The following is a 14,419-nucleotide window of genomic DNA, read 5'->3' as shown; positions in this document are numbered from 1 at the left end:
GTCAGCCGCGCGGTACGACCGTGCCCAGGACCTGGGGCAGCGGGTACCAGTCGGCGGAGACGATGGACGCGTGGTGTCCTGCGAGGAGTGCGAGGCGGTCGCGGGCCTGCGCCTCCGTCGGGCGGGTGGAGTCGATGGCCGGGGCGACGCCGTGGGCGTCGGTGGCGATCACCAGGTAGTGGTTGCGGTCGTACCAGCCGGTGTCGATGGATCCCCCGGCGTAGGCGCTCGCGTCCCCGTCGAAGACCACGAACCAGGGGCGCAGGGAGGCATCGGCGTAGCGGGCGACGCGCGGGTCGCCCGCCTCGGCCCGGTGCACGGCCGGGAACGCCGCGGCCTGGCCGAGCCGGCCCTGGGCGGCGAGGGAGCGCAGGTGGGTGGCGTACTCCCGGTCGGTCCACAGGGTGTCGGAGCTGTTGCCCTCCTCGACGGTGCCGGGGATCAGCTCCACGATGAACTTCCCGGCGAGCCCGGCGCGGCTGGGCCAGGCTCCCGCGCGGGCGGCGGTGTCGAGGTCGGGGTGGCCCGCGGCCAGTTGGCCGGGCCGGTAGACGGCGTCGCCCAGCTTGGCGGTCAGCAGCGCGTCGAGGTCGGCCGGGCCGCGGCCGAGGTTGGCGGCGAAGCCGTCCTTGAGTTCCAGCTTGAGGACGACGGGCCGGTGGCCGGGGTGGGCGTCGTGCCAGCTGCGGATGTCGGAGAGGCAGCCCGCCAGGTTCTGGTTGCGGGCCTTGGTGCGCAACTGGGCGGGGGTGGTGGCGTTCTCGCAGTTGTTGTCGTTGCCGAAGGGGTTGTTGTGCGAGACCCGCCACGAACTGCCGAAGAAGTTGGTCCACACGTCGAGCTCGAGCATGGCGGCGCCCGAGTCGAGGGCGTCCGCGAAGTAGGGGTATTTGACCTTCTCGTACGCGTTGTGCACGCCGACTCCGGTCGATCCCGCGTAGGACAGCCCGTCGGAGGCACCCGCCGCGCCGGCGGGGGCCGTGCCCAGTGCGAGGGCGGCGGCCGCCAGTCCCGCCGTCACCGCGCCCGCCATCCGGTTCCGCAGTCTCATGCTTCGGCTCCTGTCGCTCCAGTGCGGCTCAAGTCGCCTGGAGCGTAGGGGAGTTGAATGACGCATGGAAGACCGGGGAGTGACGTGCGGACGGCCGGGGAGCCGCTGTGAGGACGGACACGTCCGGATTGCGGAACCCGACCCTCGCCTCTCCCCATCGAACGAGGAGCCGGGACGCGTTTGCGGGGGGAGAACCACATGGTCAGCAAGGTGCACGGGCGGGCCGTACGGGCCGCCGTGCTGGTCGCCGTGCTCGGCGCAGTCGCCGTCGTGGGCGGGTGGTACCTCTGGGAGTTGCGCGGCCTGGTCGCGAACCGCGCGGACGGGGACGCGGCGCGGGGCGTCTACCAGCAGGACCCCGAGCGTGCCGACCGGACGGCGGCCGCCGTGCTGGACGGGATCGTCCGCGAGGACCCGAACCCTCCGACGGACGGCAAGGCCTTCGCCGGCGTCGGCTCCTCGCCGGACTGGCGGTCCGACGGGTGGCAGCCCTCGGACCCGCTGGAGGCGCGGCCCGCGCAGGCCGAGCCGGCCGTCGGGGCGCTCTTCTCCCCCGGCACCGACGGCGACCCCGACCACCACTGCTCGGCCGTGGTGGTCCGCTCCCCGCACCGCGACCTGATCGCCACCGCCGCCCACTGCGTGTACTCCGGCGGCTTCCGCACCAACCTGGCCTTCGCCCCCGGCTACCAGGACGGCGTGGCTCCGTACGGGATCTGGGTACCCACCCGGATCGACGTGGACCCGCGCTGGAGCGAGGACCAGGACCCCGACCACGACATCGCCTTCATCCGGCTGCGCCGCCCCGGCTACCCGGGCCAGCGGCTGGAGGACGTCACGGGAGCCGAGACCATCGCCTTCCGGCCCGAACTGCCCCTGCCCGCACGGCTCGTGGGCTATCCCAACGGCTCCGAGCAGCCGCTGGACTGCCGCAACACGGCCCGCGCCGCGGGGCCGACGCAGCTGCGCTTCGACTGCGCGGACGTGCCGAACGGCACGAGTGGCGGTCCGGTGCTGACGGACGGGCACACGCTGATCGGGGTGATCGGCGGCCGCGACGGCGGGGGCGACGAGGAGACCTCGTACAGCAGTTACTTCGGCGACGCGGTCCGGGCCCTGTACGAACGCGCCACGGCCTCCTAGCGCGCCTCGGAGCCGATACCGGACCGTCTTTCTAGAACGACTGTCTATTTTCAGGTGTCGCCCGTGCTGTGGCCGGGAAGGTTTGCCTGCCGAAACCCACGCACACCGACGGGACCGGGATGTCTCCTAAGCAGCAACGCGGCGAGGCCACCGTCGACCAGCTCCTGACCGCTGCGCTGCGGGTGTTCGCCGAGTCCGGCCAGCAGGGGTTCACGGTGAACGCGGTCGTCTCGGCCAGCGGGGTGAGCCCGGGCAGCCTCTACCACCACTTCGGCAGTTTCGACGGCCTGGCCGCCGCGCTCTACATCCGGTGCATGGACCAGCTGTGCGAGGACATGACCGCCGCCCTGATCCGCTGCCGGACCGCCCGCACCGGCGTGCAGTCCTGGGTGACGTCCTATCTGCGCTTCACCCAGGAGCACCGCGACGTCGCCCTGTTCCTGCACGCTTCGGCGTATTCCGGATACATCGTCGGCCACGCGGAGGAGATCGCCGCGGCCAAGGCGGAGAAGTTCGGGGCCATCATGCAGTGGCTGAAGGTGCGGATGGAGCGCGGCGAGATCGCGCCGCTCCCGGCCCCCGTGATCGAGGTCATGGTCATGGGCCCCCTCACCGAGGCGGCCCGCCGCTGGCTGTCCAGCACCTACGAGATCGACCTGCCGGAAGCCGCCCGCCACCTCCCGGAGCTCATCTGGCGCTCCCTGCGCCCCGATCCCGGTCCCGAACCCGGTCCCGATCCCGACGCCGAGCCCGGTCCCGAGCCCGACCAGCCGTAGGCACGCGCCGCACGGCCTTCCGGCGGGCCGTGGATCCTGGGTGGTTGTCCGGAGTGTCGTCCATGGCACCGAGTGTCGGGCGCCGGGCGGAGCGCGGTCAGGTCCCGCCCGGGGCGCCCGGAAGCGTCCCGGGGGCGGACGGGGGCGCGCCGGTGTCCCGCGGGCGCCCCGGGCGGGGCCGGGAGCGGGGGCCGTCCGGGCAGGCGTAGGCGCAGGCCAGTAGGCTGCGGTCCGCACGTCTTCCGCTTCCCTCCCCCGTTCCCCTCCCGTTCCGAGGTACCGCGCAGTGAGCTCCGCACCGCCCCCCATACCCGTCACGGTCGTCGGCCTCGGCGCCGACGGCTGGGCCGGACTCACCGCCGCCGCGCGGTCCGCGCTCTCCTCCGCCGAGGTGCTGATCGGCGGGCCGCGCCAGCTCGACCTGCTGCCGGCCGGCCCGTGCCCCGGTGAGCGGGTCGCGTGGCCGAGCCCGCTGCGGCCGGCCGTTCCCCAGCTGATGGCCGAGCACGCGGGCCGCCGGATCGCGGTCCTGGCCAGCGGAGACCCGATGTTCTACGGGATCGGCCGCGCCCTCGCCCAGGAACTCGGCCCGGACGCCCTCGCGGTCCATCCGCACCCCTCCTCCGTCTCGTACGCCTGCGCCCGCCTGGGCTGGCCGGTGGAGGACACCGAGGTGGTCACGGTCGTCGGGCGCCCGGTGTCCCGGCTCGCGGGCGCCCTGTACGAGGGACGGCGGGTGCTGGTGCTCAGCGCCGGAGCCGCGTCCCCCGGCGAGATCGCCGCTCTGCTGCGGGAGCGGGGCTTCGGCCCGAGCCGGATCCGGGTGCTGGAACAGCTCGGCTCCGAGCGCGAGGACGCGTACGAGGGCCTCGCCGACGGCTGGGACCACCCGCCGGGCGACCCCCTGAACGTGGTGGCCGTGGACTGCCGCCGGGACCCGGCCCACCCGGCGCCCCGGCTCGGCGCGACCCCCGGCCTGCCGGACGCCGCGTACGAGCACGACGGTCAGCTCACCAAGCGCCGCGTGCGCGCCGCGACCCTGTGCGCGCTGGCCCCCGCCCCGGGCGAGCTGTTGTGGGACATCGGCGGCGGCTCGGGGTCCATCGGCATCGAGTGGATGCGCACGCACCCCTCGTGCCGGGCGGTGGCGGTGGAGCGCGTACCGGAGCGGGCGGCCCGCATCACCCGCAACGCCGCGGCGCTCGGCGTGCCCGGCCTGCGCGTGGTGGTCGGCGCGGCACCCGGCGCGCTCGACGGACTCCCCGCCCCCGACGCGGTGTTCATCGGCGGCGGGCTGACCGCGCCGGGACTGCTGGACGCGGCCTGGGCGGCGCTGGCCCCCGGCGGCCGGCTGGTGGTCAACACCGTGACCCTGGAGTCGGAGGCGGTCCTCACCGACCGCTACCGGCGCCACGGCGGCGAACTGGTGAAGCTCTCGGTCGCGCACGCGGTGCCGGTCGGCGGTTTCACGGGCTGGCGGCAGGCGATGCCCGTCACCCAGTGGTCGGTTACCAAGGAAAAGGATCAGGACCAGACATGACCGTGTACTTCATCGGCGCCGGCCCCGGCGCCGCCGACCTGATCACGGTGCGCGGTGCCCGGACGCTGGCCGCCGCCCCCGTCTGCCTCTACGCGGGCAGCCTGGTCCCGCGCGAACTGCTGGCCGAGTGCCCGCCGGACGCGCGGCTGGTGGACACCTCGCAGCTGAACCTGGACGAGATCGTCGCCGAGTGCGTACGGGCGCACGCGGCGGGCCAGGACGTCGCGCGGCTCCACTCCGGCGACCCGTCCATCTTCAGCGCCGTCGCGGAGCAGATGCGGCGGCTCGACGCGGCCGGCATCCCCTACGAGGTCGTCCCGGGCGTTCCGGCGTTCGCCGCCGCGGCCGCCGCGCTGAAGCGGGAGCTGACCGTCCCCACCGTCGGCCAGACGGTGATCCTGACGCGCATCGCCCAGCAGGCCACCCCGATGCCGCCCGGCGAGGACCTCGCCACCCTGGGCCGCAGCGGCGCGCTGCTGGTGCTGCACCTGGCCACGCGCTACGTGGACCGGGTCGTGGACGAACTGCTGCCGCACTACGGGGCCGAGTGCCCGGTGGCGGTGGTGGCGATGGCCAGCCGCCCCGACGAGCTGATCCTGCGCGGCACGCTGGCCGACATCGCGGACCGGGTGAAGGAGCACGGGCTGGTCCGCACCGCGGTCATCGTGGTGGGCCGCACGCTGGGCGCCGAGCAGTTCCGCGACAGCCACCTGTACTCCCCCGAGCGCGACCGGCATGTCTGCTGAACCGGGCCGCGCGCCGGACCGGCACGTCCTGATCCTGGGCGGCACGACCGAAGCCCGCCGCCTCGCGGAGGCGTTGACGGGCGGGGCGGACGCCGACGGCCCGGACCTGCCCTCCGCGCCGGAGGCGATCCGGGTGACGACCTCGCTCGCCGGGCGGGTCGCCGCCCCCGTGCTGCCGCCGGGCGAGACCCGGATCGGCGGCTTCGGCGGGCCCGCCGGGCTGGCACGGTGGATCACCACGCACGGGGTCACCGACCTGGTCGACGCGACGCACCCGTTCGCGGAGCGGATGAGTTTCAACGCGGCCGGGGCGGCGGCCCTTTCGGGGGTCCCGCTGCTGGCGCTGCGCCGCCCCGGGTGGACTCCGCAGCCGGGCGACGAGTGGACCTTCGCGGACACCCTCGCCGAGGCGGCCGCGCTGCTGCCCTCTCTCGGCACCCGCGCCTTCCTCACCACGGGCCGGATGGGTCTGCACGCCTTCGCGCACCTCACCGACACCTGGTTCCTGGTGCGTTCCGTGGATCCACCGGCCGCGCCCGTGCCTCCGCGGCTCGAAGTCCTCCTGGACCGGGGCCCGTTCACCCTCGCCGACGAGCGGGAGCTGCTCGCCCGCCACCGTATCGACGTACTGGTCACCAAGGACAGCGGAGGCTCGGCCACCTCTCCGAAGCTCACCGCCGCCCGCGAGGCGGGCGTCCCGGTCCTCGTCGTACGCCGGCCCGCGGTCCCGGAGGGCGTGGTGGAGGTGGGCTCGGTGGCCGCGGCCCTGCGCAGGCTGCGCTACGATCACGCGCACTGATCGTTCAGATGTGCGAAGCGCGAAGGGGGCGGGCGTTGGGGTCCGGCGGCAGAATCTCGGGGGCGATGGCGGCCCTGCTGGTGGGCGGCCTCCTGGCCGGTGGGTGTTCGGGCGGCGGACCGGCCGGGAAACCGGCCGCGGTTCCGGCGACGACCGCACCGGCCGCCCCGGCCGAGACCTCCGGGTCGCCGACGGCTTCCCCCGCGTCGCCGTCGCCCACCCAAGCGCCCTCGGCCGCCGCCACTGCGGACCCCCCGAAGGCGCAGGAGTCGCGGCGGCCGACCGCGGGAACCTCCCGGCCGGCCGCGCAGCGCACCTCGTCGGTGCCGCAGAACCCCTACCGCGGCCCCACCCCGCCGCCGGCACCGCCCAAGCCCCCGATCGAGCCGTGGACGCCGACGCCGTTCGACCCGAACGACCCGTCGATCCCGAAGGTGACCCTGCCGCCGCTCCCGTAGGCCGGGTACCGGTCGGCGGGGTCACGTCAACCGGTCACGGGTACCGGTCACGGGTACCGGTCACGGGTACCGGTCACGGGTACCGGTCACGGGTACCGGTCACGGGTAGCGGTCACGGGTACCGGTCACGGGTACCGGTCACGGGTACCGGTCACGGGTACCGGCGCGGCGTCCACGTGATCCGCGAGCCGTCGGCCCGCTCGGTGACCTGCGTCTGCGAGGAGCCGATCAGCAGGAGTGTGCGCATGTCCACCTCGGACGGCTCCAGTTCGGCGAGGGTGAGCGTCCGCACCGACTGCTCCGGCCCGCCCACGTCCCGTGCGACGACCACCGGGGTCTCCGGGGCGCGCAGTTCCAGCAGCAGTTCGCGGGCCTTCGCCACCTGCCAGGTCCGGCTCTTCGAACCCGGGTTGTACAGGGCGAGGACCAGGTCCGCCGAGGCCGCGGCGCGCAGCCGCTCCGCGATGACCTCCCACGGCTTGAGCCGGTCCGAGAGGGAGATGGTGGCGTAGTCGTGGCCGAGCGGAGCGCCGGCCGCGGCGGCCGCCGCGTTGGCCGCGGTCACCCCCGGCAGGACCCGTACGGGCACGTCCTTGTACTCGGCCTGGCCGGCGACCTCCAGGACCGCCGTGGCCATGGCGAAGACCCCGGGGTCGCCCCCGGAGACCACGGCCACCCGCTGTCCGCGCCGGGCGAGGTCGAGGGCGAACTCGGCGCGCTCGGACTCCACCTTGTTGTCGGAGCCGTGCCGGATCTGGCCCGGCTTGACCGGCACCCGGTCCAGGTAGGTGGTGTACCCGACGAGCACTTCGGCGTCGGCCAGCGCCCGCCGGGTCTCGGGGGTCAGCCACAGCGGCCCGGCGGGTCCGGTGCCGACGACGGCGACCTCGCCGGGGCCGGACGGCACGCTGCCCGGGTTGCCGATCCGGCTGGGCACGACGGCGACGGCGAAGTACGGCACGGACTGCGGGTCGGTGTCCGCCAGGACCCCGGTCCGCTCGCCGGCCATGGTGGCGCGCTCGACGTAGCGGGCCTCGGCCAGCCGGCCGCTGCGCTCCATCGCCCCGCGCACGGCCGGGAAGGTCCGGCCGAGCTTCATCACGACCGCCGAATCGGTGGCCGCGAGGCGGGCGGTGAGCTCCTCCTCGGGCAGGGTGCCGGGGAGGATGGTCAGCACCTCCTCACCCTCCACGAGCGGGGTGCCGAGCCGGGCGGCGGCGGCGCTCACCGACGTCACACCGGGGATCACCTCGGTCGCGTAGCGGTGCGCGAGCCGCTTGTGCATGTGCATGTACGAGCTGTAGAAGAGCGGGTCGCCCTCCGCGAGCACGGCGACGGTCCGGCCGGCGTCGAGGTGCGCGGCCAGCCGGGCGGCGGCGGACTCGTAGAACTCCTCCATCGCACCCTGGTAGCCCCCGGGGTGGTCGGTGGTCTCGGTGGTGACCGGATAGACCAGCGGTTCCTCGATGTGGTGCTCGCGCAGGTGCTCCGCCGCGATCGACCGGGCGATGGACCGCCCGTGCCGCGCACTGTGATAGGCGACGACGTCCGCCGCGCCGATCACCTCGACGGCCCGCAGGGTCATCAGACGCGGATCGCCGGGGCCCAGCCCGACCCCGTACAGCCTGCCCTTGCCGGCCTTGTCGGCCTTGACGGCGTTCCCGCTCATTCGGCCACGCTCGCAATGGCGTTGAGCGCGGCGGCGGCCATGGCGCTGCCGCCCCGCCGGCCGCGCACGACCAGGTGGTCGAGCCCGGAGGGGTGCGCGGCGAGGGCGTCCTTCGACTCGGCGGCGCCTATGAAGCCGACGGGCACGCCGATGACGGCGGCGGGGCGCGGGGCGCCCTCCTCGATCATCTCGAGCAGCCGGAACAGCGCGGTCGGCGCATTGCCGACGGCGATCACCGAGCCCTCCAACAGACCGCGGTCGCGCCACACTTCGAGGGCGGCGGCACTGCGCGTGGTCCCCATCTTCGCGGCGAGCTCCGGCACGGCCGGGTCGGACAGCGTGCAGATGACGTCGTTGTCGGCGGGCAGCCGCTTGCGGGTGACCCCGCTGGCGACCATCTGCACGTCGCACAGGATCGGCGCCCCCGCCTCGAGCGCGGCGCGGGCCCGCAGCACCACCTCGGGCGTGTACCCCAGGTCCTTGGTCAGGTCGGTCATCCCGCAGGCGTGAATCATGCGCACCGCGACCTGGGCGACGGAGGCGGGCAGCCCGGAGAGGTCCGCCTCGGCGCGGATCGTGGCAAAGGACTGGCGGTAGATCGCGGCGCCGTCCTTCTCGTACTCGAACACTGTGTACTCGCTCATTTCTTCACTACGTCGGGATCGATGCGGGCGTCCGCGAGGACCGCGGGAAGTTCGGGGACCGGTACGGGGTGCCGCGCGGGCCGGCCGGGGGCGCCGACCCGGTATCCGCCCGGAGTCGCGACCACGTCCACCCAGGCGGTGCCGCGCGGATGCCCGCAGCGGCGTTCGCACCCGGACCAGTGCACGGGCAGTGCTCCGCGGGTCCGGCGTACGACGTCCCGTGCGTCGGCGCGCACGTCCGCGAGGGACTTGGCGCAACCGGGCTTTCCGGTACAGGCGGTGACGGACCGCCAGGGGTCGTCGGGCTCGGTGACCAGGCCGGGGTGGACGGCCGGGGCGTCGCCGCCGATGACGATGCTGCGCCACGGGGTGATCCGCAACTCGCCGGGCAGGGTCCGCCATTGGGCGGTGGTGAGCCGCCCGAGCGGGACCAGTACGCACCGCGCGTCCCCGTGCGCCCCGGGCGCGGGCGGCGGGGCGTACGGCCGGGGCGCGTCGGGCACGTACCGCGCGGCGATGCCCGAGGCAGCGAGCCGGCGCACGAACTCCTCGCCTTCCAAGGCGTGTTCCGGGGGCAACTCGACGACACGCCAGGCGCGCGTACCGGCCTCGGCGGCGGCGTCGAGGAACAGGTGGGCGGCCACCAGGGCAGCCGCGGGAGCGTCGCCTTCCGCGACCTCGACGGCGTCGCGGGCCGCGCCGAGGCGCAGCAGCGTACGGCCGTCCGCGTCGGGGCCGAGGAGGGTGATGTCGGGTTCGAGCGCGGCCACGTCCCCCCGCCCGTCGTCGACGGCGAACAGGAACCGCCCGGAGAGGGCCGCGGCCCTCGGGTCCGCGCAGAGCAGCGCGTCCAGCGCCCGCACCGGACCGGGGCCGGCGAGCGGGGTGGCGACGATGTTCCGCACCCGCTCGTGGGACGGGGCGGGCAGCAGCCCGGCCGCGTCGAGCAACTCGGCGAGCCCGGCGCCGCAGCCGTCGGGGAGCCCGCGCAGCTGCACGTTCCCACGCGAGGTCAGCTCCAGGTGCCCGTCCCCGAACCGGTCGGCGGCCACGGCCAGCGCGGCGGCCTGCGACGCGCTGAGCAGCCCGCCGGGAATCCGCACACGGGCCAGGAACCCGTCGTCGGCCGCGTGCAGCCGCAGCGCGCCGGGGCAGGCGTCACCGCGCTCCCGTATGACGGGCTCGTCCCGCGATGCGGCGGCAGGGGGCTGTGACATGGCGGCGAGCATACCTACGATTCCCTCCCCCCGACCTGTGTCCGTCACCACGCCACCCCCTCCGACCAGCCCAATCCACCCCCACCAAACCCCTTCCAGCCCCACCTTCCCCCTCCAGCCCCACCCCATCCGACCCAGCCCGCCAAGCCCTCTCCCCCCACCGAGCCAACCCCGCCCCACGAGCCCAATCCAGCCCCGCCAAACCCCTCCCGCCCCGCCAAGCCCAATCCAGCCCCGCCAAACCCCTCCCGCCCCGCCGACCCAATCCAGCCCCGCCGAGCCCAATCCAGCCCCGCCGGCGTTTGAGGCGCGGGGGCCCGGGGGCGGAGCCCCCGCAACGGCACCGCACCCACCACCACCCCGCAACGCCCAGCCCCCCTCCCCACGCGCCGAGCCCAATCCAGCCCCGCCGGCGTTTGAGGCGCGGGGGCCCGGGGGCGGAGCCCCCGCAACGGCGCCGCACCCACCACCACCCGGCAACGCCCGGCCCCGCACCGGCCGGAAGCCGAACACCCCCACCCTCCCGACAAGGGCACCGCCCCCCGTAGGATGATCCCCGGCGGCGCCACACGGCCCGCCATCGCCGAGGACGGCGACATGGGAGGAAGCCCGGTGCAATTCCGGCGCGGTCCCGCCACTGTGAACCCCGCGGAGCGACCCGCTCGGCCGGGGTGAGTCAGGAACTCCCGCCGTCCTCACTGCCCGGGGCGCGGAAACCCCGAGGAAGGCCTGCCGCCGCATGATCCTGCTGCTGTCGACGTCCGACACCGATCTGCTCAGCGCCCGTGCCGCGAACACGGCCGACGGTCCCGTCCCGTACCGGTTCGCGAACCCCTCCCGCCTTCCCCTCGACGACCTCCCCGGCCTCCTCGACGGCGTCGACCTGGTCGTCGTACGCCTCCTCGGCGGCCTCCGCGCCTGGCAGGAGGGCCTCGACCTCCTCCTCGCCCCCGCCCAGACCCGCCCGGTCGTGGTCCTGACCGGCGAACAGGCCCCGGACGCCCAGCTGATGGAGGCCTCCACGGTGCCGATCGGCATCGCGGCCGAGGCCCACGGCTACCTCGCGCACGGCGGCCCCGCCAACCTCGACCAGCTGGCCCGCTTCCTCTCCGACACGGTCCTCCTCACCGGCCACGGCTTCGAGCCGCCCGCCGCCGCCCCCACCTGGGGCCCCCTGGAGCGCGCGCCCCACACGTCGGCCGGCCCCACCATCGCCGTGCTCTACTACCGGGCCCACCAGATGAGCGGCAACACCGCCTTCGTGCACGCCCTGTGCGAGGCGATCGAGGCCCACGGCGCCCAGCCGCTCCCCCTGTACGTCTCCTCCCTCCGCGCCCCGGAGCCGGAGCTCCTCGCCGCGCTGTCCGGCGTCGACGCCGTCATCACGACGGTCCTCGCGGCCGGCGGCACCCGCCCCGCCACCGCCTCCGCCGGCGGTGACGACGAGTCCTGGGACGCCGGCGCCCTCGCCGCCCTGGGCGTGCCGATCCTCCAGGCCCTCTGCCTGACCGGTTCCCGTTCCGCGTGGGAGGAGAACGACGAGGGCCTGTCCCCCCTCGACGCCGCCACCCAGGTCGCCGTACCCGAGTTCGACGGTCGTCTGATCACCGTCCCGTTCTCCTTCAAGGAGCTCGACGAGGACGGCCTGCCCGCCTACGTGGCCGATGCCGAGCGCGCCGCGCGCGTGGCCGGCATCGCCGTACGCCACGCGCGCCTGCGCCACATCGAGCGCCGCGACAAGAAGATCGCCCTCGTCCTCTCCGCGTACCCCACCAAGCACTCCCGCATCGGCAACGCGGTGGGCCTGGACACCCCGGCGAGCGCGGTGGAACTCCTGCGCACCCTGATCGCCGAGGGCTACGACTTCGGCCCGCTCCCGGAGGTCCCCGGCCTGGTGTCCGGCGACGGCGACGAGCTGATCCGCGCCCTGATCGAGGCCGGCGGCCACGACCAGGACTGGCTCACCGAGGAGCAGCTGGCCCGCAACCCGGTCCGCATCCCGGCCGCCGACTACAAGCGCTGGTTCGCCGAACTCCCCGCCGACCTGCGCGCGAGCGTCGAGGAGCACTGGGGCGAGGCCCCCGGCACCATGTTCGTCGACCGCTCCTCCAACCCCGAGGGCGACATCGTCCTGGCGGCGCTGCGCCGCGGGAACCTCCTCATCCTCATCCAGCCGCCGCGCGGCTTCGGCGAGAACCCGATCGCGATCTACCACGACCCGGACCTCCCGCCGTCCCACCACTACCTGGCCGCGTACCGCTGGATCCAGGCGCGCACCGAGGACGGCGGTTTCGGGGCCGACGCGATGATCCACCTGGGCAAGCACGGCAACCTCGAGTGGCTCCCGGGCAAGAACGCCGGCCTGTCCGCCTCCTGTGCGCCCGACGCGGCCCTCGGCGACCTTCCCCTCATCTACCCGTTCCTGGTCAACGACCCGGGCGAGGGCACCCAGGCCAAGCGCCGCGTCCACGCGACGCTCGTCGACCACCTCGTCCCGCCGATGGCGCGCGCGGAGTCGTACGGCGACATCGCCCGCCTGGAACAGCACCTCGACGAGTACGCGCAGATCTCCGCGATGGACCCGGCCAAACTCCCGGCGATCCGCGCCCAGATCTGGACCCTGATCCAGGCCGCGAAGCTCGACCACGACCTGGGCCTGGCCGAACGCCCCGACGACGACGGCTTCGACGACTTCCTCCTGCACGTCGACGGCTGGCTGTGCGAGGTCAAGGACGCCCAGATCCGCGACGGCCTGCACGTCCTGGGCGGCGCCCCGACCGGCGAGTCCCGCGTCAACCTGGTCCTCGCCATCCTGCGCGCCCGGCAGATCTGGGGCGGTACGACGGCCCTTCCGGGCCTGCGCGAGGCCCTGGGCCTCGACGAGTCGGCGGCCACCCGTACCTCGGCGGACGCCGTCGAGGAGCGGGCCCGCGCCCTGGTCCAGGCGATGGAGGACGCGAACTGGTCCCTGGACGCCGTGGAGGCGGTCGCGGCCGGCCACTCCCCGGAGGTCGCGGCGGTCCTGTCCTTCGCGGCCCGCGAGGTGGTCCCGCGGCTGGCCGGCACCACGGACGAGATCGCGCACGTCGTCGCGGCCCTGGACGGCTCGTTCATTCCGGCGGGCCCTTCCGGCTCCCCGCTCCGCGGCCTGGTCAACGTCCTTCCGACGGGCCGCAACTTCTACTCGGTGGACCCCAAGGCCGTCCCCTCCCGCCTCGCGTGGGAGACGGGCCAGGCGCTGGCGGAGTCCCTCCTCACCCGCTACCGCACGGACAACGGCGAGTGGCCGGCCTCTGTGGGCCTCTCCCTCTGGGGCACGAGCGCGATGCGCACGGCGGGCGACGACGTGGCGGAAGCCCTCTCCCTGCTCGGCATCCGCCCGGTGTGGGACGAGGCCTCGCGCCGCGTGACCGGCCTGGAACCCATCCCCCTCGCCGAACTCGGCCGCCCCCGCATCGACGTCACCTTGCGCATCTCGGGCTTCTTCCGCGACGCGTTCCCGCACGTCATCGGACTCCTGGACGACGCGGTCCGGCTGGCGGCGTCCCTGGACGAGCCGGCCGGCGACAACTTCGTCCGCGCCCACGCCCAGGCTGACCTGGCCGTCCACGGTGACGAACGCCGCGCCACGACCCGTATCTTCGGCTCGCGCCCCGGCACGTACGGCGCCGGCATCCTCCAGCTGATCGACTCCCGCGACTGGCGTACGGACGCCGACCTCGCGGAGGTCTACACGGTCTGGGGCGGTTACGCGTACGGCCGCGGTCTGGAGGGCCGCCCGGCCCGCGACGAGATGGAAACGGCTTACAAGCGCATCACGGTGGCCGCGAAGAACACGGACACCCGCGAGCACGACATCGCCGACTCGGACGACTACTTCCAGTACCACGGCGGCATGGTGGCCACCGTCCGCGCCCTGCGCGGCACGGCCCCCGAGGCGTACATCGGAGACTCCACCCGCCCGGAAACGGTCAAGACCCGCACCCTGGTCGAGGAGACCTCGCGCGTCTTCCGCGCCCGCGTCGTGAACCCCAAGTGGATCGAGGCGATGCGCCGCCACGGCTACAAGGGCGCCTTCGAGCTCGCGGCCACGGTCGACTACCTCTTCGGCTACGACGCCACGACGGGCGTGGTCGCGGACTGGATGTACGACAAGCTCACGGAGACGTACGTCCTGGACCCGGAGAACCGCGCCTTCCTCGAGGAGGCCAACCCCTGGGCCCTGCACGGCATCGCGGAACGCCTCCTGGAGGCCGAGTCCCGCGGCATGTGGGAGAAGCCGGACCCCCAGATCCTCGAATCCCTCCGCCAGGTCTACCTGGACACGGAAGGCAACCTGGAGGGCGAAGCGGAGTAACCGTCGGAGCCCCCCGGCC

General features: G+C 74.5%; 11 protein-coding genes and 1 riboswitch. Of the genes, 7 read left to right on the top strand and 4 right to left on the bottom strand.

The window, feature by feature from the left end:
* Position 1 precedes the first annotated feature (1 nt).
* The gene (locus ACZ6I1_RS09570) at positions 2 to 1,051 is read right to left on the bottom strand and encodes a phosphatidylinositol-specific phospholipase C domain-containing protein (protein ID WP_469285013.1); all 1,050 of its coding nucleotides are present in this window, start codon (positions 1,049 to 1,051) and stop codon (positions 2 to 4) included.
* Between the two features lie 198 nt (positions 1,052 to 1,249).
* On the opposite strand from ACZ6I1_RS09570, the gene ACZ6I1_RS09565 reads away from it, so the two are divergent.
* The 6 genes from ACZ6I1_RS09565 to ACZ6I1_RS09540 all read left to right on the top strand — a co-directional run bounded on the left by ACZ6I1_RS09565 (position 1,250) and on the right by ACZ6I1_RS09540 (position 6,513).
* The gene (locus ACZ6I1_RS09565) at positions 1,250 to 2,194 is read left to right on the top strand and encodes a trypsin-like serine peptidase (RefSeq protein WP_469285011.1); all 945 of its coding nucleotides are present in this window, start codon (positions 1,250 to 1,252) and stop codon (positions 2,192 to 2,194) included.
* 119 nt (positions 2,195 to 2,313) lie between these two features.
* Positions 2,314 to 2,970: a TetR/AcrR family transcriptional regulator gene (locus ACZ6I1_RS09560; RefSeq protein WP_469285010.1), complete on the top strand. Its 657-nt coding sequence runs from the start codon at positions 2,314 to 2,316 to the stop codon at positions 2,968 to 2,970.
* Between the two features lie 286 nt (positions 2,971 to 3,256).
* Positions 3,257 to 4,510 carry a precorrin-6y C5,15-methyltransferase (decarboxylating) subunit CbiE gene (gene cbiE, locus ACZ6I1_RS09555; protein WP_469285007.1) on the top strand — a complete coding sequence of 418 codons (1,254 nt, stop codon included), beginning with the start codon at positions 3,257 to 3,259 and terminating at the stop codon, positions 4,508 to 4,510.
* The gene (gene cobM / locus ACZ6I1_RS09550; RefSeq protein ID WP_469285005.1) at positions 4,507 to 5,256 is read left to right on the top strand and encodes a precorrin-4 C(11)-methyltransferase; all 750 of its coding nucleotides are present in this window, start codon (positions 4,507 to 4,509) and stop codon (positions 5,254 to 5,256) included. Before cbiE ends, cobM begins: the two co-directional genes overlap by 4 nt.
* Positions 5,246 to 6,055 (top strand): cobalt-precorrin-6A reductase, encoded by an 810-nt coding sequence (locus ACZ6I1_RS09545; RefSeq protein WP_469285002.1) that lies wholly within the window; start codon positions 5,246 to 5,248, stop codon positions 6,053 to 6,055. The genes cobM and ACZ6I1_RS09545 overlap by 11 nt, the downstream gene beginning before the upstream one ends.
* A gap of 65 nt (positions 6,056 to 6,120) precedes the next feature.
* The gene (locus ACZ6I1_RS09540) at positions 6,121 to 6,513 is read left to right on the top strand and encodes a hypothetical protein (protein ID WP_469285000.1); all 393 of its coding nucleotides are present in this window, start codon (positions 6,121 to 6,123) and stop codon (positions 6,511 to 6,513) included.
* A gap of 151 nt (positions 6,514 to 6,664) precedes the next feature.
* On the opposite strand, the gene ACZ6I1_RS09535 is transcribed toward ACZ6I1_RS09540, so the two are convergent.
* From ACZ6I1_RS09535 to ACZ6I1_RS09525, 3 genes are read right to left on the bottom strand one after another with little or no spacing between them, the layout of a single operon-like run.
* The gene (locus ACZ6I1_RS09535) at positions 6,665 to 8,182 is read right to left on the bottom strand and encodes a precorrin-2 C(20)-methyltransferase (protein ID WP_469284998.1); all 1,518 of its coding nucleotides are present in this window, start codon (positions 8,180 to 8,182) and stop codon (positions 6,665 to 6,667) included.
* Positions 8,179 to 8,826, bottom strand: a complete 648-nt coding sequence (locus ACZ6I1_RS09530; protein ID WP_469284995.1) for a precorrin-8X methylmutase — start codon at positions 8,824 to 8,826, stop codon at positions 8,179 to 8,181. Before ACZ6I1_RS09530 ends, ACZ6I1_RS09535 begins: the two co-directional genes overlap by 4 nt.
* Positions 8,823 to 10,055 carry a cobalamin biosynthesis protein CobG gene (locus ACZ6I1_RS09525; protein ID WP_469284993.1) on the bottom strand — a complete coding sequence of 411 codons (1,233 nt, stop codon included), beginning with the start codon at positions 10,053 to 10,055 and terminating at the stop codon, positions 8,823 to 8,825. Before ACZ6I1_RS09525 ends, ACZ6I1_RS09530 begins: the two co-directional genes overlap by 4 nt.
* Before the next feature lie 568 nt (positions 10,056 to 10,623).
* Positions 10,624 to 10,729: riboswitch (cobalamin riboswitch) on the top strand.
* A 53-nt stretch (positions 10,730 to 10,782) separates the two neighbouring features.
* Here ACZ6I1_RS09525 and cobN point away from each other — a divergent pair.
* Complete coding sequence (gene cobN, locus ACZ6I1_RS09520) at positions 10,783 to 14,400, top strand: cobaltochelatase subunit CobN (protein ID WP_469284991.1); 3,618 nt, start codon at positions 10,783 to 10,785, stop codon at positions 14,398 to 14,400.
* Positions 14,401 to 14,419: the final 19 nt, after the last annotated feature.

It is taken from the genome of Streptomyces sp. NPDC046303, assembly GCF_055588085.1.
Note: the sequence above shows the minus strand (reverse complement) of the source record. Positions and strands in the feature narration are given on the sequence as shown.

Bases quoted from the DNA above. Each gene is read 5' to 3' on its own strand.
- ACZ6I1_RS09570 (WP_469285013.1), bottom strand. From the start codon at position 1,051: ATGAGACTGCGGAACCGGATGGCGGGCGCGGTGACGGCGGGACTGGCG.
- cobN (WP_469284991.1), top strand. From the start codon at position 10,783: ATGATCCTGCTGCTGTCGACGTCCGACACCGATCTGCTCAGCGCCCGT.
- ACZ6I1_RS09560 (WP_469285010.1), top strand. From the start codon at position 2,314: ATGTCTCCTAAGCAGCAACGCGGCGAGGCCACCGTCGACCAGCTCCTG.
- ACZ6I1_RS09530 (WP_469284995.1), bottom strand. From the start codon at position 8,826: ATGAGCGAGTACACAGTGTTCGAGTACGAGAAGGACGGCGCCGCGATC.
- ACZ6I1_RS09540 (WP_469285000.1), top strand. From the start codon at position 6,121: ATGGCGGCCCTGCTGGTGGGCGGCCTCCTGGCCGGTGGGTGTTCGGGC.
- ACZ6I1_RS09535 (WP_469284998.1), bottom strand. From the start codon at position 8,182: ATGAGCGGGAACGCCGTCAAGGCCGACAAGGCCGGCAAGGGCAGGCTG.
- ACZ6I1_RS09545 (WP_469285002.1), top strand. From the start codon at position 5,246: ATGTCTGCTGAACCGGGCCGCGCGCCGGACCGGCACGTCCTGATCCTG.
- ACZ6I1_RS09525 (WP_469284993.1), bottom strand. From the start codon at position 10,055: ATGCTCGCCGCCATGTCACAGCCCCCTGCCGCCGCATCGCGGGACGAG.
- cobM (WP_469285005.1), top strand. From the start codon at position 4,507: ATGACCGTGTACTTCATCGGCGCCGGCCCCGGCGCCGCCGACCTGATC.
- ACZ6I1_RS09565 (WP_469285011.1), top strand. From the start codon at position 1,250: ATGGTCAGCAAGGTGCACGGGCGGGCCGTACGGGCCGCCGTGCTGGTC.